The sequence below is a fragment of the Streptomyces sp. NPDC093984 genome, from assembly GCF_044764595.1.
GTDB classification, from domain to species: Bacteria; Actinomycetota; Actinomycetes; order Streptomycetales; family Streptomycetaceae; genus Streptomyces; species Streptomyces cynarae.
The window spans coordinates 486,900-512,475 of sequence record NZ_JBIWIM010000002.1 but is presented as its reverse complement, the minus strand read 5'-3'; the positions used below and the strand labels follow the sequence as shown (position 1 = coordinate 512,475).

The 25,576-nt window shown below is 69.4% G+C and carries 20 protein-coding genes; 12 read left to right on the top strand and 8 right to left on the bottom strand.

Annotated features, from left to right (window positions below):
• Window positions 1-28 precede the first annotated feature (28 nt).
• From ACIRC0_RS10145 to ACIRC0_RS10135, 3 genes are read right to left on the bottom strand one after another with little or no spacing between them, the layout of a single operon-like run.
• Window positions 29-439, bottom strand: coding sequence for a RidA family protein (locus ACIRC0_RS10145; protein WP_403613775.1), 411 nt, complete (start codon window positions 437-439; stop codon window positions 29-31).
• The gene (locus ACIRC0_RS10140) at window positions 436-1,197 is read right to left on the bottom strand and encodes an IclR family transcriptional regulator (protein WP_200419042.1); all 762 of its coding nucleotides are present in this window, start codon (window positions 1,195-1,197) and stop codon (window positions 436-438) included. The genes ACIRC0_RS10145 and ACIRC0_RS10140 overlap by 4 nt, the downstream gene beginning before the upstream one ends.
• Window positions 1,194-2,276, bottom strand: a complete 1,083-nt coding sequence (locus ACIRC0_RS10135) for a sugar kinase (protein ID WP_403613773.1) — start codon at window positions 2,274-2,276, stop codon at window positions 1,194-1,196. Before ACIRC0_RS10135 ends, ACIRC0_RS10140 begins: the two co-directional genes overlap by 4 nt.
• A gap of 128 nt (window positions 2,277-2,404) precedes the next feature.
• Between ACIRC0_RS10135 and ACIRC0_RS10130 the strand changes: the two genes are divergently transcribed.
• Both ACIRC0_RS10130 and ACIRC0_RS10125 read left to right on the top strand, forming a co-directional pair.
• Window positions 2,405-3,670, top strand: a complete 1,266-nt coding sequence (locus ACIRC0_RS10130) for an amino acid deaminase (RefSeq protein ID WP_403613771.1) — start codon at window positions 2,405-2,407, stop codon at window positions 3,668-3,670.
• A gap of 17 nt (window positions 3,671-3,687) precedes the next feature.
• Window positions 3,688-5,322, top strand: coding sequence for an amidohydrolase family protein (locus ACIRC0_RS10125; protein ID WP_403614703.1), 1,635 nt, complete (start codon window positions 3,688-3,690; stop codon window positions 5,320-5,322).
• A gap of 24 nt (window positions 5,323-5,346) precedes the next feature.
• On the opposite strand, the gene ACIRC0_RS10120 is transcribed toward ACIRC0_RS10125, so the two are convergent.
• Both ACIRC0_RS10120 and ACIRC0_RS10115 read right to left on the bottom strand, forming a co-directional pair.
• Complete coding sequence (locus tag ACIRC0_RS10120; protein ID WP_403613768.1) at window positions 5,347-6,252, bottom strand: serine protease; 906 nt, start codon at window positions 6,250-6,252, stop codon at window positions 5,347-5,349.
• 170 nt (window positions 6,253-6,422) lie between these two features.
• Window positions 6,423-7,181: a hypothetical protein gene (locus ACIRC0_RS10115; RefSeq protein WP_403613766.1), complete on the bottom strand. Its 759-nt coding sequence runs from the start codon at window positions 7,179-7,181 to the stop codon at window positions 6,423-6,425.
• A 125-nt stretch (window positions 7,182-7,306) separates the two neighbouring features.
• Between ACIRC0_RS10115 and ACIRC0_RS10110 the strand changes: the two genes are divergently transcribed.
• Both ACIRC0_RS10110 and ACIRC0_RS10105 read left to right on the top strand, forming a co-directional pair.
• On the top strand, window positions 7,307-8,518 hold the full coding sequence (locus ACIRC0_RS10110) for a pyridoxal phosphate-dependent aminotransferase (protein WP_403613764.1): 1,212 nt from the start codon (window positions 7,307-7,309) through the stop codon (window positions 8,516-8,518).
• Window positions 8,519-8,629: 111 nt separating this feature from the next.
• A complete protein-coding gene (locus ACIRC0_RS10105; protein ID WP_403613762.1) occupies window positions 8,630-9,058 on the top strand; it encodes a hypothetical protein in 429 nt (142 codons plus the stop codon).
• Between the two features lie 81 nt (window positions 9,059-9,139).
• On the opposite strand, the gene ACIRC0_RS10100 is transcribed toward ACIRC0_RS10105, so the two are convergent.
• Window positions 9,140-10,252: a glycosyltransferase gene (locus tag ACIRC0_RS10100; protein WP_403613759.1), complete on the bottom strand. Its 1,113-nt coding sequence runs from the start codon at window positions 10,250-10,252 to the stop codon at window positions 9,140-9,142.
• A gap of 371 nt (window positions 10,253-10,623) precedes the next feature.
• Between ACIRC0_RS10100 and ACIRC0_RS10095 the strand changes: the two genes are divergently transcribed.
• On the top strand, window positions 10,624-11,244 hold the full coding sequence (locus tag ACIRC0_RS10095) for a tetratricopeptide repeat protein (RefSeq protein WP_403613757.1): 621 nt from the start codon (window positions 10,624-10,626) through the stop codon (window positions 11,242-11,244).
• 387 nt (window positions 11,245-11,631) lie between these two features.
• On the opposite strand, the gene ACIRC0_RS10090 is transcribed toward ACIRC0_RS10095, so the two are convergent.
• Window positions 11,632-12,321 carry a hypothetical protein gene (locus tag ACIRC0_RS10090; protein ID WP_403613755.1) on the bottom strand — a complete coding sequence of 230 codons (690 nt, stop codon included), beginning with the start codon at window positions 12,319-12,321 and terminating at the stop codon, window positions 11,632-11,634.
• 635 nt (window positions 12,322-12,956) lie between these two features.
• Here ACIRC0_RS10090 and ACIRC0_RS10085 point away from each other — a divergent pair.
• The 3 genes from ACIRC0_RS10085 (at window position 12,957) to ACIRC0_RS10075 (ending at window position 17,840) form a co-directional block, all read left to right on the top strand.
• Window positions 12,957-14,456: a glycosyltransferase family 39 protein gene (locus ACIRC0_RS10085; protein ID WP_403613753.1), complete on the top strand. Its 1,500-nt coding sequence runs from the start codon at window positions 12,957-12,959 to the stop codon at window positions 14,454-14,456.
• A gap of 247 nt (window positions 14,457-14,703) precedes the next feature.
• Window positions 14,704-16,128 carry a glycosyltransferase family 39 protein gene (locus ACIRC0_RS10080; protein WP_403613751.1) on the top strand — a complete coding sequence of 475 codons (1,425 nt, stop codon included), beginning with the start codon at window positions 14,704-14,706 and terminating at the stop codon, window positions 16,126-16,128.
• 449 nt (window positions 16,129-16,577) lie between these two features.
• The gene (locus ACIRC0_RS10075) at window positions 16,578-17,840 is read left to right on the top strand and encodes a hypothetical protein (protein WP_403613749.1); all 1,263 of its coding nucleotides are present in this window, start codon (window positions 16,578-16,580) and stop codon (window positions 17,838-17,840) included.
• 188 nt (window positions 17,841-18,028) lie between these two features.
• Here the strand turns inward: ACIRC0_RS10075 and ACIRC0_RS10070 are convergent, their stop codons facing one another.
• Window positions 18,029-19,852, bottom strand: coding sequence for a phosphoenolpyruvate carboxykinase (GTP) (locus ACIRC0_RS10070; RefSeq protein WP_403613746.1), 1,824 nt, complete (start codon window positions 19,850-19,852; stop codon window positions 18,029-18,031).
• 308 nt (window positions 19,853-20,160) lie between these two features.
• On the opposite strand from ACIRC0_RS10070, the gene ACIRC0_RS10065 reads away from it, so the two are divergent.
• The 4 genes from ACIRC0_RS10065 to ACIRC0_RS10050 all read left to right on the top strand — a co-directional run bounded on the left by ACIRC0_RS10065 (window position 20,161) and on the right by ACIRC0_RS10050 (window position 25,559).
• On the top strand, window positions 20,161-20,874 hold the full coding sequence (locus ACIRC0_RS10065; protein ID WP_403613744.1) for a hemolysin III family protein: 714 nt from the start codon (window positions 20,161-20,163) through the stop codon (window positions 20,872-20,874).
• Between the two features lie 365 nt (window positions 20,875-21,239).
• Complete coding sequence (locus ACIRC0_RS10060) at window positions 21,240-23,105, top strand: glycosyltransferase family 2 protein (RefSeq protein WP_403613741.1); 1,866 nt, start codon at window positions 21,240-21,242, stop codon at window positions 23,103-23,105.
• 244 nt (window positions 23,106-23,349) lie between these two features.
• Window positions 23,350-24,915: an MFS transporter gene (locus ACIRC0_RS10055; RefSeq protein ID WP_403613739.1), complete on the top strand. Its 1,566-nt coding sequence runs from the start codon at window positions 23,350-23,352 to the stop codon at window positions 24,913-24,915.
• A complete protein-coding gene (locus tag ACIRC0_RS10050) occupies window positions 24,912-25,559 on the top strand; it encodes a TetR/AcrR family transcriptional regulator (protein ID WP_403613736.1) in 648 nt (215 codons plus the stop codon). The genes ACIRC0_RS10055 and ACIRC0_RS10050 overlap by 4 nt, the downstream gene beginning before the upstream one ends.
• The last annotated feature ends 17 nt before the right edge of the window (window positions 25,560-25,576 follow it).

Here is a 25,576-nt window from a genome sequence, read left to right as displayed (position 1 = left end):
GCGGGAGTGAGCGGGAGCCGCCGGTGCGTCAGCCGAGGACGGCCAGCGCGTCGATCTCGATCAGCAGGCCGGCCGGGAGGCCCACGTAGACGGTGGTCCGGGCGGCGGGCGGCTGGGTGAGGCCCTGCTCCTCGAAGTAGGCGTTGTAGATCTCGTTCATCTCCGCGAAGTGGTCCACGTCCGTCAGATAGACGCGGATCATCATGACGTCGTCCCAGGTCGCGCCACCCTCCTCGAGGATCGCCTTGACGTTGGCGAGGGTCTGGAGGGTCTGCTCGCGCAGGGTGGGTCCCGCGGGCGTGGGCGGCTTGCCCTCCTCGGCGGGCAGGAAGCCGACCTGGCCGGCGACCTGGAGGATGTTCCCCTTCTTCACGCCGTGCGAGAACTTCGCGGGCGGGGTGGTGTGGGTCTTCGGGGTGAGGGCGATCTTGTCCGTCATTCGGGGTCCCTTACTGGTGTTCTGCCGGAGTACTCGCCGCTGATCGCGTCCGCGGTACGGCGCACCTGCGGGAGCAGGGTGAGGAGTTCCTCGGCGGTGACGACGACGTTCGGTGCGGAGACCGACATGGCGGCGACCACCCGTCCGTCGGCGCCGCGGATGGGGGCGGCAACGCAGTTGATGGACTCCTCGTGGCCGCCGAGGTCGGTGGCCCAGCCCTGTTCGCGCACCTGCTCCAACTCGCGCAGGAACGCTGCGGCGTTGGGGGTGGAACGGGCCGTGTAGTGGGGGTAGTCGAGCTTCTCCGCGAGGGCGCGGCGCTCGGCGTCGGGCAGGTCGGCGAGGAGCAGCTTGGCCACGGCCGCGACGGTGATGGCGACGGGCTTGCCGATCCGGGAGTACATGCGGACCGGGTAACGGCTGTCCACCTTGTCGATGTAGAGCACCTCGTTCTCCTCGTAGACGGCGAGGTGCACGGTGTGGCCGCACTCCTCGTTGAGGCGCACGAGGTGGGGATGGGCGATCTCGCGGATGTCGAGGTTCTCCATCGCCTCCTGGGCGAGGGCGAAGAGACGGGCGCCGAGGCGGTAGCGCTGGTCGGACTGGCGGTAGACCAGGCCGTGCTCGTCGAGGGTGCGCAGCAGGCGCAGCGCGGTGGACTTGTGCACACCGAGCCGGTCGGCGACCTGTCCGAGATCGGCGGGTCCCTCGGCGAGCAGCGGCAGGATGCTCAGCGCCCGGTCGACGGTCTGGCTCATGGCGTGGGTACCTCCTCCTCGGCCCGCGGTGCGGCTTCGGTCCAGCCGGGGCCGAGTCGAAGTGTCCCCCACGCGGTGTCGTCGAGGGCGGCCAGGCGGTCGGCGTGGTCGCGGGCGGGGGGCGTGGCGAGGTCGCCGGGGACGGTGAGCGCGGCGGCGGCCATCAGGTGGCCGTGGCGCAGCCGGTCCCGGACGGGCAGTCCGCGCAGGGTCGCGGAGAGGAAACCGGCGGCGAAGGCGTCCCCGGCTCCGACGGCGGCCACGACGTCGACGTTCAGCGCGGGCACGAAGGCGGCGGTGCCCGTGGCGTCCTCGCCCTGGCCGTCGGTGTCCTTGCCGAGCGCCGTCGCCCCGCCCCGACCGTGCTTGACGACGACGATCTGCGGTTCGGGCAGCGCCTCCCGGACGGCCCGGGCGCCGTGCAGTCCCCACGCCTCCCGCGCCTCGTCGTCCCCCACGAACACGATGTCCGCGCCCCGCGCCAGTTCCAGCAGCACCCGGACTCCCGCCGCGTCGCGCCAGAGCCCGGGACGGTGGTTGACGTCGAAGGAGACCAGCGGGCGGCCGGGGCGGGGCGCGGTCAGCTCGCGCAGCAGGTCCAGGCAGGGCCCGGACAGCGCGGCCGTGATCCCGGACAGGTGCAGCACGCGGCCGGCGCGCACGGCGTCCAGGTCGACGGTGTCCACCGTCATCGCGGAGGCCGCCGAGCCGGCCCGGTAGTACGCCACCTCGTGGGCGTCGCTGGCCCGGTCCCCGGCCGTGCGGAAGTAGACGCCCGTGGGCCGCGCCGCATCCCTCCGTACGGACGACACGTCGACGCCGTACGCCCCGATCGTCTCCACGAGGTGGTCGCCGAAGCCGTCCGCGCCGACCCGGCTCACCCAGCGCGCGGAGTGCCCGGCGGCCGCGAGCACGCAGGCCACGTTGGACTCGGCCCCGCCGATGGCTCGCTCGAAGGACGGAACGTCGGCGAGCCGCCCCGGCACCGTGGGCAGGAACGTGACCATGGACTCGCCGAGCGCGACGACGTCCACGACGTCGGGGGCCTTGCGGGATCCGTCGGTGGTCACGATGGTCATAGCTCCTCTGTGGGGTGCGGGTTCGGCCGGCGTCCGTTGACCCCGTGTCGGCCGAGATGTTAGACAGCCGTAAGCGAAACGCGCAATGACCGTTGCACATACTGCAACACCCCAGATCAGGAGGCTCCATGGGCACCGAGGCGCTCGCCCGCCTGGCCGATGAACGCGTCGACCACCGCTTCAAGGGCCTCCCGCCGGACGCCGAGGGCCTGACCGTCGGCGAGCTGGCCGCCCAGCGCCGCAATCTGTTCACCGGCGGATTCACGACACCCGTGCTGGCCCTCTCCGCCGAGCGCCTCGAGCACAACCTGACGCTCATGGAGACGTACGCGGCCCGTCACGGCCTCGCCTTCGCCCCGCACGGCAAGACGTCGATGGCGCCGCAGCTCTTCCACCGCCAGATCGAGCACGGCGCGTGGGGCATCACACTCGCGGTACCCCACCAGGTGCGCGTGGCGCGGGAGTTCGGGATCCAGCGGGTCTTCCTCGCCAACGAACTGGTCGACCCCGCGGCCCTGCGCTGGGTCGCCGACCAACTGGCGGCGGACGCGGACTTCCGGTTCATCTGTTACGTCGACTCCGTACGCGGCGTCGAACTCATGGACGCGGCGCTGACCGGAACCGCCCGCCCGGTGGACGTGGTCGTGGAGCTGGCCGCCGGTGAGGGGGCCCGCACCGGCGTGCGGACGGAGGCGGAGTGCGCGGCGGTCGCGGACGCGGTGGCCGCCACCACGACGCTGCGGCTGGTCGGGGTCGCCGGATACGAGGGCGAGGTGCCGCAGCCGGACCCCGACCGGGTGCGCGCGTGGCTGCGCCGGCTGGTCGCGCTGGCCGTCGACCTCGACATGGCCGGGCGCTTCGCCGGATGCGACGAGATCGTGGTGAGCGCGGGCGGCAGCGCCTGGTTCGACGCGGTCGCGGACGTCTTCACCGAGATCCCCGAACTCTCCGCGACCGTCCTGAAGTTGCTGCGCTCGGGCGCGTACGTCTCGCACGACGACGGCCACTACCGCAGGATCACCCCGTTCACCCGGATCCCCGAGGAGGGCGGGCTGGAGCCGGCGTTCCGGCTGTGGGCGCAGGTGGTGTCCCGGCCCTGCCCGGAGCAGGCCTTCGTCAACGCGGGCAAGCGCGACGCGGCCTACGACCTGGACCTGCCCTTCGCCCAGGTGGTGCGCCGGGACGGCGAGGAGCGGCCGGCCACCGGCGTCTCGGTGACCGCCCTGTCCGACCAGCACGCCTGGCTGCGCACCACGCCGGAGGCGGACGTCGAGGTCGGTGACTGGGTCGGCCTCGGCCTGTCGCACCCGTGCACGTCGTTCGACAAGTGGCAGCTGATCCCGGTGGCGGAGGCGGACGGCACGGTCGTCGACTACATCCGCACCTTCTTCTAGGAGATCCCGTGGACGGTATGGACCCCGTGGACTTCACCGACCTCGCCGATCTCGTCATCCGGGACGCCGACGTCGTCGACGGCACCGGCGACCCCTCCTACCGCGCCGATGTTGCGATCAAGGACGGCAGGATCGTCTCGATCGTCAAGGAGGCCGCCCAGGCGGGCTGCCAGCGCCCCCGGGCGGTGCGGGAGCTGGACGCAGAGGGCCTCGCCCTCTCCCCCGGCTTCATCGACATGCACGCGCACAGCGACCTCGCCCTGCTGCGCGACCCCGACCACAGCGCCAAGGCCGCACAGGGCGTGACGCTCGAGGTCATCGGGCAGGACGGGCTGTCGTACGCCCCGGTCGACGACCGCACGCTCGAGGAGGTGCGCCGCGCCATCACCGGCTGGAACGGGTACGGCGACGACATCGACTTCACCTGGCGTTCGGTGGGCGAGTACCTGGACCGCCTGGACGAGGGCATCGCGGTCAACGCGGCCTATCTGATCCCGCAGGGCACGGTGCGGATGCTGGCCGTCGGCTGGGAGGACCGGGAGGCGACACCCGAGGAGCTGGACCGGATGCGGCGGCTGGTCGCGGAGGGCATGGAACAGGGCGCGGTCGGCATGTCGTCCGGGCTCACCTACACGCCCGGCATGTACGCGAAGGACGCCGAACTCACCGAACTGTGCCGGGTGGTGGCCTCCTACGGCGGCTACTACTGCCCGCACCACCGCAGTTACGGGGCGGGCGCCCTGGAGGCGTACGAGGAGATGGTGGGCCTGGCCCGGGAGGCCGGCTGCCCCCTCCACCTCGCCCACGCCACCATGAACTTCGGCGTGAACAAGGGCCGCGCCCCCGAGCTACTGTCCCTGCTCGACGAGGCACTGGCGGCGGGCGCCGACATCACGCTGGACACCTATCCCTACACCCCCGGCTCCACGACGCTGGCGGCGCTGCTGCCGAGCTGGGCGGGCGAGGGCGGCCCGGCGCAGATCCTCAAGCGGCTCACCGACGACACGACGGCCGAGCGGATCCGGCACCACATGGAGGTCGTCGGCGCCGACGGCTGCCACGGCGTGCCCGTCGAGTGGGACACCGTCGAGATCTCGGGCGTGACCGACCCGGCGCTCGCGTCGTACGTCGGCAGGAGCGTCCAGGAGTCGGCGGACCGGCGCGGCGAGAGCCCGTGGACCCTCGCCCGCCGCCTGCTGATCGAGGACCGCCTCGGCTCGACGATCCTCCAGCACGTGGGCCACGAGGAGAACGTGCGGGCGATCATGCGGCACCGCGTCCACACCGGCGGCTCGGACGGCATCCTCCAGGGTGACAAGCCGCACCCGAGGGCGTACGGGACCTTCCCGGAGTATCTGGGCCGGTATGTACGGGAGTTGGGGGTGCTGTCCCTGGAGGAGTGCGTGGCGCATCTGACCGGCCGCCCGGCGGCCCGCCTCCGCCTGCCGGACCGGGGCCTGGTGCGCGAGGGCCACCGCGCCGACCTGGTGCTCTTCGACCCGGCCACGGTCGCGGCGGGCTCCACCTTCGAGCGGCCGCGCACGCTGCCGACGGGCATCCCGTACGTCCTCATCGACGGCCGCTTCGTGATCGAGGACGGGCGGCGGACGGACGTACTGGCGGGGCGGTCGGTCCGCAGGACTCCCGTGTGACCGCCCGCCCCGCGGCGGGTGGTGCTACGGCTTGGGCAGGACGCAGCCGCTCGCGCTGAGGTTCAGCTTGTTGCCGGCGCCGAAGCAGGCCGGGATCTGGTAGGTCTCCTCTGCGTAGTTGATGCCCTGGCGGACGGTGACGTTGCCGCTCGCGTCGACCTCGCAGGGGTTGTTCTCCGTGCAGCGCTCACCGTCCTCGTTGCCGGTGTTGTTGACGGCGACGACCTTGCCGGTGGCGTTGTCGATGACGGGCGATCCGGAGGTGCCGCCGATGGTGTTGCAGGCGGAGGTGTAGCGGACCGAGTCCTTCCAGGTCCAGTCGCCCTCCTTCAGGCGGTACACGAACCCGTCGATGTTGCAGCTGTAGATGCGCTTCCAGTAGCCGGAGACGACCTTGATGGCGGTGCCGGCGACGGGGTGGGTGTCGGCGACGGTGAGCGCACTGATGCCGTAGGAGCTCTTGATCTGCGCGTAGGTGCGGGTGAGCTGGTAGATCGTGATGTCCGTGTCGGTCATCGTCGAGTACGCGACCTTGCTCGCGCGCAGTGTCGCGATCCTGGTGCCGGACGAGTTGAGCAGGCCGAAGGAGCGGCTGGAGGCCTGGTCGACGATGACCTCGCCGGGTGCGGGGAATCCGGTCTCCAGGCAGTGGCCGTTGCTCAGGACGAGCGCGGGGTCGCTGTCCGCGGAGTTCGGGAAGCGGATGACGGAGCCGGAGCAGTTGCTGAGCGAGACGGTGCCGGCGAAGTCGACGGCCTGGATCGTGGCCGTCCTGTCCTTCGTCGCCGTCCCGGCGGACGCGGCGATGGCCGCTGGGGCGGCCGCCGTGACCGTCGCCGTCCCGGCGGGCACGGGTGCCGCGACCGCCGGCGCCGCGCCGGCTCCGGCCAGGGCCAGAGCGAGGAGCGTGGCGGCGAGAGGCTTTCTCATGTGGGGGGTCCCCTCTCGATGAGGTGCGATGACGTGGACGGCCGGAGGTCTTCCGGCCGACCCCGATTTGTCATGCGCATTGTGATTGGAGGGGCGTGCGGGGACAAGGAGCGGTTTTCGGCCGCGATTTCAGGCCGCGGGCTCCAGGCGCGGGCTCCGGGCGGCTGTTCCTACTTCGGCGACTTGGTGGCCCCCCGCCCACGGCCGGGCTTGCCGCCGGAGTTGCCCGGCGTGGTGGTGCTCGCGGTGACGGTGGGAGAGGCGGAGGGCGCCCCGGCGGTGGGCGCGGCCGATGCGGGCGTCCCGGAGGCCGCCGGCGCCGAGGCGGCGGCTCTGGAGCCGCCGGGACTGGCGGACGCCTCGGTGACGGCAGCCGATGCGGCGGTACGAGACGGCTCGGTGGCGGTGGAGGATGCGGTGCCGGTCGCCTCCGTGGGCGACGCGGACGGTGCCGCCTTCGGCCGGGCGGACTGCCCGGCGTCCGCGGGTGCGCCGGAGGAACCGGAGCCGAAGCCGCCGGCGAGTGCGACCACGACGCCCACGGCACCGAGCGCGCCCACGGCGAGGGCCGCACGGCGAGGCAGGGGGGAGCGCGACGGGGTCCGGGCCCGGCGCCGCGAAGCGCGGGTCTCCCCGACGGCTCCGGGATCACCGAGGCCGTCCGGGGTCACAGCGGTCACCGGCAGCTCGCGGGTCTCGTCGTAGGCGTTCTGCCAGCCATGAGCGGCCGCGGGATCGACGTAACCCTCGTAATCCGGCTCCGCTACGGCATACGGGTGATACACGTTCGGCTGATTCCGGTCCTCGCCGCCGTCCGGATGTGACTCACCGGCGGGGTACCCGGCTGCCGCGCTGTTCGCGGCGTTCGACCCGTATGCCCCGTCATTCGGGCCGTACGCCCCGTCACCGGGGTGATGCTGCCATGACATGTGGGCGCATTGTAGAGGCGAGAGGGATTGGTGGTGCAGTCGCGGCGACAACCGGCCGATCTCTCCCGTCTCACGTGGTGGAAAACACGCCGCGTGCGCCGTTACGCGGCCGTAAGCTCGCGGACATGCAGGTGATCCAGTCCACGAAGCTCGCCAACGTCTGCTACGAGATCCGGGGCCCGGTTCTCGAGGAGGCGATGCGGCTGGAGGCGGCGGGGCACCGCATCCTCAAGCTCAACACCGGCAATCCGGCCGCCTTCGGCTTCGACTGCCCGCCCGAGATCCTCGAGGACATCCTCCGCAACGTCTCGACGGCGCACGGCTACGGCGACGCCAAGGGCCTGCTGGCCGCGCGCCGGGCGGTCGTGATGCACAACCAGACCCTCGGCATCGAGACGGACGTCGAGCACGTCTTCATCGGCAACGGCGTCTCCGAGCTGATCGTGATGGCCATGCAGGGCCTGCTGGACGACGGCGACGAGGTGCTCGTACCCGCACCCGACTACCCGCTGTGGACCGCGGCGGTGTCCCTGTCGGGCGGCACGGCCGTCCACTACCGGTGCGACGAGCAGTCCGACTGGATGCCGGACCTCGCGGACGTGGAACGGAAGGTCACCGACCGCACCAAGGCGATCGTCATCATCAACCCGAACAACCCGACGGGCGCGGTGTACGACGAGGCGGTCATCCGGGGCCTGACGGACATCGCCCGCCGCCACAACCTCCTGATCTGCTCCGACGAGATCTACGACAAGATCCTCTACGACGGCGCGCGGCACATCCCCACCGCCGCGGTGGCCCCGGACCTGCTGACCCTCACCTTCAACGGCATGTCGAAGGCGTACCGGGTGGCCGGCTACCGGGTGGGCTGGATGTCCATCTCGGGCCCCCGGGCGCACGCGGAGTCGTACATCGAGGGCCTGACGATCCTGGCGAACATGCGCCTGTGCGCGAACATGCCGGGCCAGCACGGCGTGGTGGCGGCGCTCAGCGGCCGCCAGACGATCAACGACCTGGTACTCCCGGGCGGACGGCTGAAGGAGCAGCGGGACGCGGCATACGACCTGCTGACCCAGATCCCCGGCGTGACCTGCGTGAAGCCGAAGGGCGCGCTGTACCTCTTCCCCCGCCTCGACCCGCAGGTCTTCAAGATCAAGGACGACCGGCAGATGGTCCTGGACCTCCTGCGCCGCGAGAAGATCATGGTCGTCCAGGGCACGGGCTTCAACTGGACCGAGCCGGACCACTTCCGGGTGGTGACGCTGCCGACGGTGGCGGACCTGACGTCGGCGATCACCCGCATCGGGAACTTCCTGGACGGCTACAGCCAGCCGTGACGCTCGCGCTGGCTCCTGTGGCGTCAGTGCCGACCACATTCCGAGATTCAGCCAACTTTAGACGAGTTCTAAGCTAAGATGGCTTCCTGTCAGACGTCAGGAGGCCATCTCATGTACGAACCGATCCGCACCAAGTCGGTCCACACGATGGCCGACGCCACCGACGCCGACTTCCCGCACCGTTCACGCGAGGAGGAGCTGGACATCCAGCTCGCGGGTCATCTGGCGGCACTTCTCACGGTGACGGACGAACTGCGCGCCCTGGCCCCCTCCGCCGACCTGGACACGGCCGCGGAACGGCTCGCCGAGCAGGTCACGCGGTTGCGCGGTGGCGTGGCACCCCTGCGCGCGACGACCACCGCACGCGGGTCGGAGCCGCGCGTCACGGCCCTCCACCACCGCGCCCACACACTGGCGGGCCGCGCCCTGGTGGTGGCCGCGTCCCGCGCGGACACGGCTGCGGCGATCCTGTCGGCGGAACGCATGGACGCGCACAGCGCCGCCCTGACCGACCCCCGCGAACCGATCACCGCGGGCTGACCCCCCGAGCCGCCCGACGGCTCCCTCGACGGCCCCGGTCCGCGTGGACACCCAGAGACGCGCGGACCGGGCGCCACAGCACTACGGTGTGAGCACTTTCGAGCGCAGCTTGCTCCGAGCGAACTCGAGGTTCTCCACCACACGGTCGCGATGCTCAGCAGGCAGCTTCCCGCTTTTCAGCAGACGTTCGCAGCACCTCTTCGACTCCTCGTACTGTCCTACCCAGAAGGCGGAGACCGCGAGTTCGTCGAGCGCGCGCCAGTCGTACCAAGCGAATTCGACAAACAGGATGTCGTTGGGACGCGGGAGCGCCGCCGCCCGCCGCGCAGACTTGTACGCAACGTCCCATCGCGGCCCGTTGAGCCGAGCCAGGCGCGCCAGGTCGCCGAGGGCTTCCGCGCGTGTGGGACGGCTCTCGTGCGCGCGAAGGTAACGGTGCATCACCTCGAGGAGTGGCTGCTCAAGCTCTTCGGCGAGCCGTGCGGCGTAGAGGCCGGCGCAGTAGACCTCCTCGCCCCAGCCACCCATGGCGACGCGGCGGTCATAGGCCTCGAGGGCCTTCTCCGGCTCACCGGCGTCGCGCCAGCTCTGGGCGAGATAGAAGACGTAACGGGCGTTGTCCGGCTCCTTGACCAGACCTTCCTGAAGGATCTCCGCGTCGCGCAGGTACTTCTTACGCAGGCCCTCACCCCTGAGGCGGCCCCCGCCACCCACAATGAGCATGTTGACGCCTTCGAGGGTCCCTTGGGAGAACCGCGCGTCGCACTCGAGGTACTCATGCAGGACGCCGACGTACCGCCACGGCAGCCGCGTGGAGACCAGGGTGGTGCGCCAATGGACAAGGGGTCCGTGGTGGATGGCTACGCGGTAGGCGTCAAGGGTCAACTTCGGCACGCGGAAGCCGGGCTGCACCTCCATCACGTCGTCGGCATCGATGAAGAGGAGGTAGTCGGCACTGCTGCGGGCGAGTTCGATCGCCTCGGTGCGGCTTCCGTCGTATCCCTTCCATGGCCGTTCGTACAGTTCACCGGGCAGATCGCTGTAGACCTCTCGAATGACGTCCTGAGTACCGTCGGTCGAGCCCGTGTCCACGATGACCCAGGTGTCGATCAAGGGCCTTACGGATTCGAGACAGCGTCGGATCACCGGGGCTTCGTCCTTGACGATCATGTTCAGACAGATCGTTGGCTTCACGTGTCCCATCCAGCTCAGCAGCGGCTAATGACCGATATGTGACGCTATCCAGCCACTCAAAGCGACGCAAAGAGGCGGGACCGAAGCAGATTTTTCCCATCGCCTCGAGCGACCGCGGTCACGGCCTTGCCGGCCAAGCGCAAGTGGCGGCCGAACGTTTCGGCGAACCACAGGCTTGTGCGTGCATTCGGGTGGTCTGGTGCGCCAAGTGCCTGCCGAATGGCGGCGACTTCAGGACGGCCTCGTAACGTCGGCGGAAATGAAGGTGGTTGGATTCCGGTCCTGCTGGCGCCGCCACGGTCTGTTCAGCGCCGGCGGCCCGAGATCAGCCACACCCATCCACCCCTCACGATTCCACGAGATGTGACAAAGTGAAACGTACGAGATTGTGGGCAGGGCTGGCCGGAGCCGCGGCGATCGCCACCGGCGTGACCTTCTGGGCGATTCAGTCCGGGTCGCCCGAGCTCCCGGATTCCAAGGCCATGTCGGCGACCCAGAAGACCCAGGAAACGGGTCGGCTCTTGCAAACCGCCCTTGAACAGCAGCAACGGCATGACTCCCAGGGTGCCGCCCGAGCCTACAGGCGCGTACTGGACCTGGACCCCGACAACAAATTCGCGTGGTACGGCCTCGGCGTCATCGCGCAGACGAGCGGCAACACATTCGAGGCCCGTGCGTCCTACGACAAGGCCCTGAAGATCGATCCGTCCTTCATGTCGGCTCTCTACAGCGAGGCGATGATGCTGAAGACGAGCGATCCCGACCGGGCCGTGGGACTTCTGAAGCGTGCTGCAGCCGCCCAACCGAAGGCGGCCACGCTCAATATGCAGCTGGGGAAGATTCTGGCGGCGAAGGGCCGTGACGACGAGGCCAAGGATGCGTTCCGCCGCGCAGTGGCGGCTGATCCCTCGCTCCGTCCTCAGGTACCGGAACCATACCGGGATTCCGTGAACCACTCACCGACGCCGATCCCCAAAGAGAGCATCGGATGACGTCGCCCTCGAGTGCGGTGGGGGCCTTCGCCCTGCGTGATCCCGACAGCATGTCCGTCCAGCGGGTCGAGCGGCTCGCCGAGGGGCTCATCGGGCACGTTTCGCCACGGCCGACGAGATGACCGGGCCTGCCCTTCCTGCGGGAGCCTGTGCCTCCTGCAGGAAGGGCTCCGCCGTCTTCCGCGCCCGTCCTGGGGGGCCTGCCACCTGCCGCGTAGCCTCCTGCGAAAGCCGTTCACGCTGCTGTCCCGCCATAACGAGCAGGCAAGTTCATTGAGACCGCGGGCGCGGGCACAACGCGGACGATGCCCCGGGGCCCGAGCCTCGGAGCATCGTCACTCATTCCCGCATGACACAGGCAGCTACGGAACCGCCTCCGACATGGAGTTACCCCGGAATGATGCCGCAGACCACCCAGGCGGTGAGCGTCCCTCCTGCTCCGGACCTGGTCACCGTCCACCCGGAGGCCGGATTGCCCACCACACCGATGGGATTGCTCGCAGTGAGCGGGGAGCCGGTCGACGAGACGCCTCCACCGCCGAGGGCTACGTCGTTCCCGGTGCAGTCGACGCTCGCTGTGTCGTCAGCAGTGGGAGCAGTCGGGTCGTCGACGACCGGCGCGGACACCAGGATGTAGGTGTCCTCAGGCGAACCGGTGGCCCCTGTACCACCGGTCGCGCCGGTACCGCCGGTCGCGCCGGTACCGCCGGTCGCTCCCGTGCCGCCGGTGGCGCCCCTGCCGCCGGTGGCGCCCGTGGCACCCGTGGCACCCGTGGCACCCGTGGCACCGGTGGCCCCGGTGGCGCCCTGCTTGCCCTTCTCGCCCCTGTCGCCCTTGTCGCCCTTGTCGCCCTTCGGCCCGCGGTCGCCCCTCGGCCCGTGGTCGCGGTCGCCACCGACAGCGCTCTCGACGCCGTTCGGATTGGGCAGCGTCACAGCGCTGTCGGCGCCGGACTTGTGGATCGCGTCGGCGATGGCCGTCGCGCTCGGGGCGACATTGAGCGCTACGGCAAGCGCGCCCGCCGACACCAGCGTGGCGGTCTTCGCGCGTGAACTTCGGATCGTTCTACGGCTCACCAGAGAACCTTCCTTGAACGTGGATTGACCACACCTCAAGCGCGGGCACTTGATTTCCTCCGCATGGGTGTCACAGCGCCTGCGGCTACGGACGGTGTCATCCTCGACCCTCGACGAATGAATGATTACTGATCGGACCCGTGTCACACACGAAGATCACCCGTGCGGCCCCCTGCATCGCACCAGTCATGCACGTCGACGGCGCATTGAGGCTCAACTTCCGTTCAGTCACGCCCAATTGTCCGGACACCTCACATCAGCAAACACTCTTGCTCAACGGCCACTTACGGCGCCTTACCACATGGGTACGCACTCATTCCGATCGCGGTACCGAATTCATGAAAGTCGGTGAAACTCAGCGATTCACGGTCCACCTTGAAGTACGCACAAGGCTTCCGGGTCCCGTCGTAACCACCCACGCGACGCCTGCTGCGAGGGCGTGGGGTCACCCTGCGACGCTCGCTCTTCCCCGATAAGACGATCAGTCTGCCACGTCACCGAGTCACGGACACCTCTGTAGGCGATATTACCGCGCGTGACTTCCATTCAGGTGATCGCTCGGCCCATCCGCCGTTGCGGCTGCCCCGCCCTATATATAACGGGGCAGTTCCTGCAACAGACCGTGGGAGATCCACATGGTAATCGCCACGCCGCTTCCCCAGCCACGCGAGGAAGTCCGGAGCACCGAAGCGGTCCGACCCGCAAGACTCAGAACGGGGCCGTGGTGGTGGCCGTGCGTCCTCACCCTCGGCCTGAGCAGCCATGGCCTCGCCGCCCCTCTGCTGAGCCGCGACGAACTGGTCACCTGGGACGTGGTGAACCGCGACACCGGCCAGATCCTCGCCACTCTCCAGAACGTCGACGCGGTGCACGGCACCTATTACCTGCTGATGCACATGTGGGTGAGTCTCTTCGGTGATTCCGTTATTTCCCTGCGGCTTCCCTCGGTCTGCGCGATGGCCGGAGCCGCCTCCGTCACGAGTCTGATCGGCGACCGGTTCTTCGGGCGCCGCGCCGGAATTCTCGCCGGAATCCTCTTCGCCTTGGTCCCGGCGGTGACCCGCTACGGACAGGAGGCGCGCAGTTATGCGCTGGTGATTCTCATGGTTGCCCTCGCGACACTCCTCGTCCTCCGGGCTCTGGACAACCCCCGCAGTCCGTGGCGTTGGGCCGCCTACGCGCTCACGCTGACGGGCGTCGGACTTCTCCACCTCATCGCGCTGTCCGTCGTACTCGCCCACGCCTGCGTGATCGCGGCGCGCGCACGAGACGACCGCTCCGTGTGGTGGAAGTCCGCCCTGACCCTCCTGGCGGTTGCCGTCTGCGTCGCCCCGCTCGCCCTGCTCGGCCGTTCCCAGGCCCACCGCCAGCTGTACTGGGTCCCGAAGCCCGATGTCTGGGCGCTCTCCTCCATCTGGCCTGACGTCTTCGCATCCGCTGTGTGCTGCGGAGCGCTGATGGCTCTCGCATGCCTGGCCCGCCCGCCCCGCAAGGCTCCCGCGCTCCTGTGCGCCGCCTGGGCCGCTCTACCGGCCGTCCTCGTCTGGCTGGCCTCCCACGGAGACGTCTCCTACTTCCGTCACGTGTACATCCTCTTCAGCCTCCCGGCCTGGGCACTCCTGGCCGGCGCCGGCCTCGCCGCGACCTTTCACTCCCGGAAGGCGACCGCAGCGCTCCTCGCGGCGCTCGCCGTCCTCACCCTGCCCGACCAGAAACGCATGAGGGAGCCGTTCGAGCACAACGCTCCCGTCCCCCTGGACTACGCCGCTGCGGCAGACATGGTCACGAGGTATCACCAACCCGGCGACGCCGTCGTCTACGACCGCCAGGACACCTGGAAGCTGGACAGCGGGGTCCAGTACTACCTGCCCCGCGACCTGAAGATGCGCGACGTGTTCCTGGCCAGGACCCCCACGGCCATCAACGATCTGTACGCGGTCCAGTGCCCTGTCCCGGACCTGTGCCTCAGAGGCGCGCAGCGCATCTGGCTGCTGACCCAGGGCGTCGGCCAGGATCCCTTCAACGCCATCAGCACGGACCAGGCGAGCGCTTTGCGGACCCGGTACCGGGCGACCATGAGCACATCCGTGACGGGGATGACCGTCACCCTGCTCGTGCGCAAGGAGAAGAGCTGAACCACCGGTGGTGCTCCGCACGGTTCCTCCGGAACCCCACGGCAGCAGGTTCCGGAGGCTCGTACGCCTGTTGTCCGCGACGGCGAACGCAGCCGGGGCCGAACGGGGGAAGCCGGCCGTAACGGGCGGGTCGTGGCTACGTCCTGCTCCGCCGTGCCACTACGGGTGGGGCATGGCACTACTCTCCCCTACCGCCGCCCAGGACACGTGCGCTGCTCCTGCCCCGGAAACAGAGCACGACCGGTGGATGTCATCCGTCGGCCTGTGGCTGTGGCCTTCGATGGTCACCCTGGCCGTGGCCACGTACCGCATCGGCGAACCCGTCCTCGGGCGCGACGAGTTGACCAGCTGGGACATGTCTGGCCGCAGCATCGGCCAGGTGCTGGCCACAATCCAGCACGTGGACGGGGTGATTGGCGCGTACTACCTGATCCTGCACGGCTGGAGCATCCTCTTCGGGGACTCGGCCACGGCTCTTCGGATGCCGTCCGCATTGGCCGTGGCCGGCGCTGCCGCCTGTGTGGCACTGATCGGACAGCGGCTGTTCGGCCGCCGCGCCGGAGTGGCAGGCGGCCTGTTGTTCGCCCTTGTCCCCGGGGTAAGCCGATTCGCTCATGAGGCCCGTCCCTACGGCCTGGTGATGCTGGCCGTGGCCCTGGCCGCGCTGCTGCTGCTGCGGGCCCTGGAGCGCCCGGGCAACCCGTGGCGATGGGCGGGTTACGCCCTCGGCTTGACGGCTGTGGGACTGTTCCACCTGTTGGCACTGACGTGCCTGATCGGGCATCTGGTTCTTGTGGCCCTACGGGCTCGGCGCGAGCGTCGAGCGTGGTGGGGCTTCGGCTTCGCGGTCCTGGCCGGTCTCGCCTCGTTGATCCCGGTGGTGTTGTTGGGCAGGGCACAGACCGTCCGGCAGATCTACTGGATCGCCAAGCCGACGGCCTGGAGCCTGATCGACATCTGGCCGCAGCTGTTCTATACCGGCCCATGCGCGGGCACGATGATCCTGCTGGCCATGATTGCGTACCGCGAGCGCCGCGGCGCCGTCGTCTTCTGCGCCGTGTCCGCCGTGGCACCCGTGTTCCTCATCTGGGCGCTCTCCCACGGGGAGATCTCGTACTTCTACTTCCGGTACATGCTGTTCACCCTGCCGGCGTTCGCGGTTCTCGCCGGGGCCGGGCTCGCCGCCGCGGCGCGATCCCGGCTGACACTCGCGTCGGTCTTCGCGGCCCTTGCTCTGCTCACGGCACAGGAACAGGAATCAATGCGCGAGCCGCTCGCGCACTACTGGTCGGGCGGCCCCGACTTCGCGGCTGCCGCACAGACCATTCAGAAGTACTACGTGCCCGGTGACGCGGTCGTGTACCCCCGGATGGAAGAGGAAGCCATCGCGCTGGGCGTCCGCTACTACCTTCCTCGCGATCTGAAGCTGCGCGACGTCTTCCTCGCGGAATCGCCCACCGACCGCGACGACCTGGCGGCGACCGAGTGCCCGCAGCCGGCGCGATGCCTGCGGGGCGAGGAGCGGATCTGGCTGGTGGTGAGGGGGGACCAGACGGATCCCCTGAACGGGCTGCCCGCGTACCAGTCAGCGGCTCTGCGCGCCCACTACAGACTGTCCGGTGTCGAGCGTCCCAGCGGTCTGGCAGTGGCTCTGTTGGAGCGCACCTCGTAGTGGTGTCGACCACCTGACGTCCAGGCCGTGAAGCGGGACCGAATGTCCGTGCTGATTCCCGCAGTTGCGTCCGGTACCCGAGCAGGACCGGCCACCGCGAAGGCGCAGTCCGCCCGGCGGGCCCGCCAGGCGCTGCCTTGGGCATCGAGGGCACCTTGCGACAGGAGGCGGAAGTGTTCGGCGGGCCAGGACGTGGGTGCTGCGCGGCATGAACTTCAGGGATGAGGCGCCTGCTTCACCAGGCTCGCGCTGTAGCGGCGTCATCGCCCTGGCGCGCCGGACCCTGCCGGACACGCCGCAGGTGCGAGCCGCGCGCTGATCGTGGCCCGTGCGGTTGTAGGTGTTCAGTGGCCTGCCACAGCCCGGCATGGCGTGTCTGCGTCCCCCTGACCTGCACCGGTGTATAGGTTCGCGAACGATCGTCCACGACGGCGGAATGAGTCCAACCGATGAGCGCGATGCCGACCGTTATCCCTGCCCAGCCCGCACAGCGCGACGGCAGGCTTCCAGCCGGCCCGGTCCCCCTGCGAGAGCGATCGCGCAGGCTGGTCCGGCGCTATGGGCCGGCTGTCGGATGCTACGCGGTGTTGAAGCTGGTCGGCTTCGCGGTCTTCATGTGGCTGCTCGACTACTCCGGCTACCACCTCACGAAGTCTCCGCGCCTGGGCGGCGGCGCCCACCCCTGGGACGTACCCGGTTCCTTCGACGGCTGGTGGTACCAACAAGTCGCACAGTTCGGGTACGACCCACAGCTGGCGCCGGTGGTCAATTCCCCTTGGTACACAGTCCAGCAGAACTCGTCCGCGTTCTTCCCGCTCTACCCGGGCCTGATGCGCCTGGTCTCCGAAATCACCGGCCTCGGCCTGTACGGTGCCGGGATGCTGGTCTCGGTGGTTGCTTCACTATTCGCCGCGGCCGGTGTCTTCGCCGTGGCGGAGCGGCTCGCGGGGGTCCGAGCCGGTGTGATCGCGGCCGGTCTCTGGGCGGTCATTCCCGGATCGGGCGCGGAGTGGGCGCTCTACGCGGAGTCCACCTTCGTCGCGCTCACTGCGTGGTCCTGTTACGCCGTCATGACTGGGCGATGGATCACTGCCGGAGTACTCGCCCTGATGGCAGGGCTCAGCCGGCCGACCTCGGCGACCTTGATCGCAGCGGTGACCCTGGCAGCGCTCGTCGCGCTTTTCCGGCATCGGGACGAAGCCGCACGCCCTCTGATCGCAATGACGCTGGCGCCGCTCGGGCTGTTGGGGTACGTGGGCTGGGTCGGCTGGCGGATGGGCGACTGGGCTGGCTACTTCAAGCTCCAGCGCGGGGCCTGGCTGCACTTCTTCGACGGGGGCCGGTTCACCGTCACCACGATGCGCAGCATCCTGCTCGGGCGCAGCGACTATATGTTCGCCGCCCCCGTCCCGGACCTCCTGGCCGCACTGATCATCCTGGCGCTGCCGATCCTGCTCGTCCTGCTGGTGCGGTTGCGCCCACCCGCGGTGCTGATGGTCCACACCCTGGCCACCGTCGCTCTCCTCGTCGGCAGCCAGCAGCTCTTCTCCAACGTCTCGCGCTTTGTGCTGCCCGCCTTCCCGTTGTTCATCCCGTTCGCCATTGCCCTGAGCAGACTGAGCCGGCCTGCCTTGGCGATCGTCCTCGGAACTTCCGCTCTCGCCTCCGGCTGGTTCGCCGGATTCGCGATCTTCGAATTCGGTGCCCCATAGCAATGACAGCCTGCCAACTGCCCGTCGGAGTCGGCCCGGGACCGTGCATGAGGCCGGGGCCCGCCCCGTACGCCGTTGTACGAGACCGGGCCCCGGCCCTGTTGAGACACGGTGCCGTCACCGCGGCCGGTCTTGACGACGTCGCAGGTCAGGGCAAGTCCGACCGGCCGCGGAGTTCGGATGGGGCGTCAGCCCAGGCGCTGTACCAGGGCGCGGTACTCGTCCCACAGCTCCTTCGGGGTGTGGTCGCCGAAGGTGTTGAGGTGCTCGGGGACCAGGGCGGCCTCCTCGCGCCACACCTCCTTGTCGACCGTCAGGAGGAAGTCGAGGTCGGACTCGGAGAGTTCGAGGCCGTTGGTGTCCAGGGCACCCTTGGCCGGCAGGATGCCGATCGGGGTCTCGACGCCCTCGGCCTTGCCCTCCAGGCGCTCCACGATCCACTTCAGGACGCGGCTGTTCTCGCCGAAGCCCGGCCAGACGAACTTGCCCTCGTCGTTCTTGCGGAACCAGTTGACGTAGTAGATCTTCGGCAGCTTGGACTGGTCCTTGTCCTTGGCGACCTCGATCCAGTGGGCCATGTAGTCGCCCATGTTGTAGCCGCAGAAGGGGAGCATGGCGAAGGGGTCGCGGCGCAGCTCGCCGACCTTGCCCTCGGCCGCGGCGGTCTTCTCGGAGGCGACGTTCGCGCCGAGGAACACGCCGTGGTTCCAGTCGAAGGACTCCGTCACCAGCGGGACCGCCGTGGCGCGCCGGCCGCCGAACAGGATCGCCGAGATCGGCACGCCCTTCGGGTCCTCCCACTCGGGCGCGATGATCGGGCACTGCGAGGCCGGGACCGTGAAGCGGGCGTTGGGGTGGGCTGCGGGGGTCTCCGACTCCGGAGTCCAGTCGTTGCCCTTCCAGTCGGTCAGGTGGGCGGGCGACTCCTCGGTCATGCCCTCCCACCAGATGTCGTTGTCGTCGGTGAGGGCGACGTTGGTGAAGACCGCGTTGCCCCACAGCGTCTTCATCGCGTTGGCGTTGGTGTGCTCACCGGTGCCGGGCGCGACGCCGAAGAAGCCGGCCTCGGGGTTGATCGCGTAGAGCCTGCCGTCCTCGCCGAACCGCATCCACGCGATGTCGTCGCCGATCGTCTCGACCGTCCAGCCGGAGATCGTCGGCTCCAGCATGGCGAGGTTCGTCTTGCCGCAGGCGCTCGGGAAGGCGGCGGCGACGTACTTGGACTCGCCCTGCGGGGGCGTGAGCTTGAGGATCAGCATGTGCTCGGCCAGCCAGCCCTCGTCACGCGCCATGACCGAGGCGATACGGAGCGCGTAGCACTTCTTGCCCAGCAGCGCGTTGCCGCCGTAGCCGGAGCCGTACGACCAGATCTCCCGGGCCTCCGGGAAGTGCGAGATGTACTTGGTCGAGTTGCAGGGCCAGGGCACGTCCTCCTGGCCGGGCTCCAGCGGGGCGCCCAGCGAGTGGACGGCCTTGACGAAGAAGCCCTCGGAGCCGAGCTCGTCGAGGACCGTCTGGCCCATGCGCGTCATGGTGCGCATGGAGACCGCGACGTACGCGGAGTCCGTGATCTCCACGCCTATCGCGGAGAGCGGCGAGCCGACCGGGCCCATGCAGAAGGGCACGACGTACATCGTCCGGCCGCGCATGGAGCCGCGGAACAGGCCCTTCTCGCCCTGGAAGATCTCCCGCATCTCCGCGGGCGCCTTCCAGTGGTTCGTCGGACCCGCGTCCTCCTCCTTCTCGGAGCAGATGAACGTCCGGTCCTCGACCCGGGCCACATCCGTCGGGTCGGAGGCGGCGTAGTACGAGTTCGGGCGCTTGATCGGGTCGAGCTTCTTGAAGGTGCCCTTGCGGACGAGCTCATCGCACAAGCGCTCGTATTCGGCCTCGGATCCGTCACACCAGACCACGCTGTCCGGCTGCGTCAGTTCGGCGATCTCGTTGACCCACGAGATCAGGTCCTTGTGCTGGGTGGGGACGGTTGAGGGAGCCGCGATGTCGCGCGCCACGATCGCTCCTAGATGAGGGATTTTGTGTTGATTGCCCCGTGGGGGCTGCGACCCGGATGCTTCGTAGCCGCTCATCCGGTGCCGACCGCACTCATTTGATCATCCGACGAGATTGCGCATCTGTCCAGAGGACGTCACACCTGAGCGGAGTGGGGATCGCCACACGTCGCCGCGTTTCTTTGCGTGCACGTAGAGTTCGACAGAAGGTTTTTTTGCGCGGCGGCCGTACCCCCACAGACCGGACGGGCGGGGTGATATCGGTCGCACTCTGATCCACAACTTACGGTTCCGTAGGTACCATGCGGCGCATGACTGCGTCCGTCCCCGACGCGCCCACGGACTCGCCGGCAGCAGGCCGCGGTCCCGTAGCGCTCTCCTTGCCCCACCCGGTAAAGCCGAAGCTCCGCGGCTGGCTGCACCTGGGGATGTTCCCGGCCGTACTCGTCGCGGGCCTCGTCCTCACGGCCCTCGCGGACTCCGCGAGAGGCCGTATCGCCTGCGCTGTCTACGCGCTGACGGCCTGTCTGCTCTTCGGCGTGAGCGCGCTCTACCACCGCGGCAACTGGAGCCCGCGCATGGACGGGGTGCTGCGCCGGCTCGACCACGCGAACATCTTCCTGATCATCGCGGGCACCTACACGCCACTGACCGTGCTGCTCCTGCCGGGCGCGAAAGGGGAGTGGCTGCTGTGGGGGATCTGGGCCGCGGCGGCGGCCGGCATAGTCTTCCGGGTCTTCTGGGTCGGCGCCCCGCGCTGGCTCTACACGCCGTGCTACATCGCGATGGGATGGGCGGCCGTCTTCTTCCTCCCCGACTTCATGCAGGCGGGCGGGATCGCGGTGCTGGTGCTCATCGTCGTCGGCGGGCTGCTCTACAGCGCGGGCGGCGTGATCTACGGCATCAAGCGGCCGAACCCGTCACCGCGGTGGTTCGGATTCCACGAGGTCTTCCACTCCTTCACCCTCGCCGCGTTCGTCGTGCACTACGTGTGCATCTCGCTGGTGGCGTACCAGCACGCGTAGCCCTACCCTGCGGGAGTCGCTACCACTTGACAGCGTCCGTCGTGTGAGAGTCATTGCCGCTTTTGGAGCCCGACTCGGTCTCGAACGGCACGTGCGGCAGCCCTGGCGGTCCTCCTTAAGCGCCCGCTTCCCCGCCTCCGCTGCCTTGCAGACCCGCCTCGTGCGCCCGTCCACCACGCTGAGCATCCCGTCACCCTAAGAGCCGGTGCAGCGTCGGACACGGTGCGGCTACTGCTGCACACACTGTGTAACCGACACGGCGCGGTTCGCCCGTCCGGCGCGGGTCGCCCTCTAGGGTGTCCGACGCCGGACGTAGGGGACGAACACATTCATAGCAGGGCGGACCGACTCGGAGGCGGGCACAGATGACCACCGTCGAACAACAGCCGGATCAGACCTCGGGGGTGACCGCCGAACCCGCCACTCCCGGGCAACGACCACCGGGCCGACTCCGAAGCATCGCCGGGCCGATCACCCGTGCCGTCCGGCCCTTCGACATCACCGTCGCCGCGTTCTTCCTGCTCGCCGCCCAACTCCTCTACGTGAACCTCTGGGGCGACCTGGCCCACCAGTACCTGACCGACTCGGGAGGAGACCAGAACCAGGCCGAGTGGTTCATCGCGATCACCGCCCAGAACGTCGCGCATCTCCACAACCCGTTCTTCACCACCGTCCAGGGGTTCCCCGACGGAGTGAACCTGATGGCCAACACCGTCATGCTCGGCCTGACCGTGCCGCTCACACCGATCACGCTGGCGTTCGGGCCGCACGTGACCTACGCGCTCTTGCTGACGTGCGGCCTCGCGGCGACGGGCATCGCGTGGTACTGGGTGCTGCGCCGGTGGGCGGTGCGCAGCCGTCCAGCGGCCGCGGTCGGTGCGGCACTCGCCGCCTTCGCTCCACCGATGATCAGCCACGGCAACGCGCACCCCAACTTCACGGCACTCTTCATGATCCCGCTGATCATCGATCGGGCGCTCTGTCTGTTCCGGGGTGACCGGGTCGTACGGGACGGAGTGCTGCTCGGCCTGTTCACGGCCTACCAGATCTTCATCGGCGAGGAGGTGCTGCTGATCGCCGCGGTGGGGATGCTGCTGTTCGCCGCCGCGTACGCCCTCGCGGACCGCGGCCGCGCGCGGGACGCCGTGAAGCCCCTCCGGAGGGGTCTCCCGATCGCGCTCGCCGTGTCCCTGCCGCTGGTCGCAGGGCCCTTGTACTTCCAGTTCTTCGGACCGGGCAGCTACACGGACGTGCCGCACGGCTATGGCCTCGTCGTCAACAGCCCGCTCTCCTTCCTGCAGTTCTCCGGACGATCGCTGGCCGGCGACCAGGCGATCGCAGACCGGTTCGCCGTGAACCGCCTCGAACAGAACGCCTTCTACGGCTGGCCCCTCGCCGCGCTCGCGCTCGCGATCGCCGTCCGTCTGTGGCGGCGGCCGCTGGTCAAGGCATTGGTGTGCACCGCGACCGGTGGGGCAGTGCTCTCCATGGGGCCGCGCATCGAGATCCCCGGCACCGACGTCGTCCTGCCCGGACCGTGGCGGCTGATTCTCGACCTGCCCCTGTTCGGGTCGGTGATCGAGAGCCGGTTCGGCATGGTCTGTGCACCCGTGCTGGGCGTGCTCGTGGCGCTGGCGGTGGACCGCCTCGCGGCCACATCCGATCTCCGGCTGAAGATGTGGGGGCTCGCTGCCGTCGCCGCGGCTCTGCTGCCGATCGTGCCCACCCCGTACCCCACGAACGCCCGGCCGCCCGTGCCCGACTTCATTGCCCACGGGACATGGCGCCAGTACGTCGGCGAAGGCCAGACCCTCGTCCCCGTACCGCTCGCCCACTCGTACACCACCGAGTCGCAGCACTGGCAGTCCGCGACCCGTATGGCCTTCACCATGCCGGGCGGTTACTTCATGGCGCCCAACGGCCCCGAACGCATCGGTAATTACAACCCTGAACCCCGCCCCACCTACAGGCTGCTCGGGACCGTGTACGCGAGCGGGAGGGTTCCGGAGATCGGCCCGCAGCAGAAGGCCGAAGCCGAGGAGGACCTTACGTACTGGAAGGCGGGTGTCGTCGTGCTCGCGCCAGGGTTCAACGCTGCGCCTCTGTACGACACCCTGAAACAGCTCCTGGGCCGGGACGGCACCCTGGTCGGCGGAGTCTGGGTGTGGGACGTGAATTACGGCACGTTCGCCGCTCGGACCCTGGCAGGCGAACGGCCCGGTACCGCCTGAACGGACCCGGTGCTGTCGGCAAATGGCCCGGCTCCGGCCGGAAACGCCGCACCCTCGCCGGGAAACGGGGAAGGCCGCCGGGCTGCGGGCGCGGCATAGGGCGTCCTGGAGCCGATCGGTGACGGGGATGACCGTCAGTCTCGGCCCCTCCGCCATGGCCACGGCTTGTCCGCCGTGGCCATTTTTGCTGCTCGGAGAAACTCTCTCTTGACTGGAACTTGATTTTGACAGTTACTCTCATTTCATGGTCACTGTCACGCACGACGAAGCGGTGCGGCGCGATCGACGCCGTTGGTGGGCCCTCGGGGCCCTGGTCGCGAGCATGCTGGTGCTCGGATTCGACATGACGATCCTCAACGTGGCGCTGCCCACGATGGCGCGGGCACTGGGGGCCACCACCGGTCAGCAGCAGTGGATGGCGGACGCGTACGTCGTGGTCTTCGCGGCGCTGATGCTCCCAGCCGGCCTGCTCGGCGACCGTTTCGGGCGGCGGCGCATGCTGATCACCGGACTCGGCCTCTTCCTGGCGGGCTCCCTGGTGGGCGCCCTGGCCGGGGGCGTGACCGGGGTGATCGTCGCCCGTGCCGTCATGGGCGTCGGAGGGGCATTGATCATGCCGCTCGCCCTGTCCGTGCTGCCCTCACTGTTCACGCCCGAAGAGCGCACCAAGGCCGTCGGCGTCATATCGGCCGCATCGGCGCTCGGCATGCCGCTCGGCCCGATCATCGGCGGCTGGCTGCTGAACCACTTCTGGTGGGGCTCGATCTTCCTGATCAACGTGCCGATGGTCGGCATCGGCGTCGCGGCCTGCCTCCTCCTGCTGCCCGAGACCAGCGACCCGGCTGCTCCAAGGGTGGACGCCGTCTCCACCGCGCTCACCGCGAGCGGGCTCGGCGCGTTCATCTACGCCATCATCGAGGCGCCCGGGCGGGGCTGGGGCGACCCACTCGTCCTCGCCCTGTTCGCCGTCGGCACCGTACTGCTGACCGGCCTCGTCCTGCGGGAGCGCCGGGCGATCCGGCCCATGCTCGACATGACGCTGCTCACACAGCGGGGCTTCCTGCTCAACACGATCGCCGCGACCCTGGTGATGTTCGTGCTGTCCGGCCTGATGTTCGTGCTACCGCCCTACCTCCAGGCCGTGCTCGGCCACGACGCCTTCGGTACCGGACTGCGTCTGCTGCCGATGATGGGCGGCCTGATGATCGCCGCGCGGGGGGCGCAGCCGGTCGTCGCCCGGTTCGGCGCACGGGCCGTGGTCAGCGCCGGCCTGGTGGCGCTCGCCTTCGCGGCGTTCCTCGGCAGCCGTACGACGGTGGACTCCGGGTACGGCTTCACCGCGCTGTGGCTGTCCCTCGTGGGCGTCGGCTTCGGCTTCTCGGTGGTCCCGGCCATGGACGGGGCGCTGGCCACCCTGCCCAAGGACCGGGCCGGCAGCGGCTCCGGACTGCTGATGACGCTGCGCCAGGTCGGCGGCGCCATCGGCATCGCCCTCCTCGGCAGCCTGCTGGCGGGCGCCTTCCGGGACCGGCTCGACGTGACCGGGCTGCCCGGACAGGCGGCGCACACCGCCGGAGACTCGGTCGTCGCCGCGCACATCGTGGCCCAGCAGGCGGGCTCGGCCCACCTCGCGGCCTCCGCGAACAGTGCGTACGTCCACGGCATGGGTCTGGTCCTGCTGGTGTGCGGCCTCGCGGCCCTCGCCTCGGCCTTGCTGGCCGCGGTGTTCCTGCCGGGCGCGGCCGCCGCGCGGAACGAGCCACGAGAGGTCTCCGAGATGGTCACCTCCCAGGCCGATGCCGGACAATGACCCGCATGACGGCCGCACGTTCCCCCTACTCCCCCGCCGACCGCCCCCGACTCGGACTGCGGGAGAGGAAGAAGATCAAGACCCGTGAAGCGATCCGCACCGCGACGTACGCGCTGATCAAAGAGCAGGGGTACGACGCCACGACGATCGAGCAGATCGCCGACCGGGCCGAGGTGTCGCCGTCCACCGTCTTCCGTTACTTCCCGACCAAGGAGGACATCGTCCTCACGGACGAGTACGACCCCCTGATGCTGGAGGAGTTGCGCGCGCGGCCCGAGGACGAGCCGTGGATGGACTCCATCCGGTACGTGATGGGCAAGGCCCTCGACCTGAGCGAGCAGGAGGATCCCGAGGTGCTCCGGCTGCGGGCGCACCTCGGGGTCCAGGTCCCCGCCGTCCGCTCCCGGTACTTCGAGAGCATGTCGGAGACCGGGCGCCTGCTCCGCCAGGCCCTCGCGGAGCGCACCGGCCGCGACCCGGAGAGCCTTGAGGTGCGCGTCTGCGCCATGGCGCTCATCGGCGGCATGATGGAGGTCTCCATGTACTGGGCGGAGAACGGCTTCGAGGGCGGACTCCGCGACCTGATGGACCGGGCGCTGGACGTCATGGAACACGGACTCGAGCGGAAACCCGAAGGCTCCTGAGCCGCCCGCGTGCCATC

Coding starts and splice junctions, on each gene's coding strand:
- ACIRC0_RS10145 (WP_403613775.1), bottom strand. CDS start 439: ATGACGGACAAGATCGCCCTCACCCCGAAGACCCACACCACCCCGCCC.
- ACIRC0_RS10140 (WP_200419042.1), bottom strand. CDS start 1,197: ATGAGCCAGACCGTCGACCGGGCGCTGAGCATCCTGCCGCTGCTCGCC.
- ACIRC0_RS10135 (WP_403613773.1), bottom strand. CDS start 2,276: ATGACCATCGTGACCACCGACGGATCCCGCAAGGCCCCCGACGTCGTG.
- ACIRC0_RS10130 (WP_403613771.1), top strand. CDS start 2,405: ATGGGCACCGAGGCGCTCGCCCGCCTGGCCGATGAACGCGTCGACCAC.
- ACIRC0_RS10125 (WP_403614703.1), top strand. CDS start 3,688: ATGGACCCCGTGGACTTCACCGACCTCGCCGATCTCGTCATCCGGGAC.
- ACIRC0_RS10120 (WP_403613768.1), bottom strand. CDS start 6,252: ATGAGAAAGCCTCTCGCCGCCACGCTCCTCGCTCTGGCCCTGGCCGGA.
- ACIRC0_RS10115 (WP_403613766.1), bottom strand. CDS start 7,181: ATGTCATGGCAGCATCACCCCGGTGACGGGGCGTACGGCCCGAATGAC.
- ACIRC0_RS10110 (WP_403613764.1), top strand. CDS start 7,307: ATGCAGGTGATCCAGTCCACGAAGCTCGCCAACGTCTGCTACGAGATC.
- ACIRC0_RS10105 (WP_403613762.1), top strand. CDS start 8,630: ATGTACGAACCGATCCGCACCAAGTCGGTCCACACGATGGCCGACGCC.
- ACIRC0_RS10085 (WP_403613753.1), top strand. CDS start 12,957: ATGGTAATCGCCACGCCGCTTCCCCAGCCACGCGAGGAAGTCCGGAGC.
- ACIRC0_RS10080 (WP_403613751.1), top strand. CDS start 14,704: ATGTCATCCGTCGGCCTGTGGCTGTGGCCTTCGATGGTCACCCTGGCC.
- ACIRC0_RS10075 (WP_403613749.1), top strand. CDS start 16,578: ATGAGCGCGATGCCGACCGTTATCCCTGCCCAGCCCGCACAGCGCGAC.
- ACIRC0_RS10065 (WP_403613744.1), top strand. CDS start 20,161: ATGACTGCGTCCGTCCCCGACGCGCCCACGGACTCGCCGGCAGCAGGC.
- ACIRC0_RS10060 (WP_403613741.1), top strand. CDS start 21,240: ATGACCACCGTCGAACAACAGCCGGATCAGACCTCGGGGGTGACCGCC.
- ACIRC0_RS10055 (WP_403613739.1), top strand. CDS start 23,350: ATGGTCACTGTCACGCACGACGAAGCGGTGCGGCGCGATCGACGCCGT.
- ACIRC0_RS10050 (WP_403613736.1), top strand. CDS start 24,912: ATGACCCGCATGACGGCCGCACGTTCCCCCTACTCCCCCGCCGACCGC.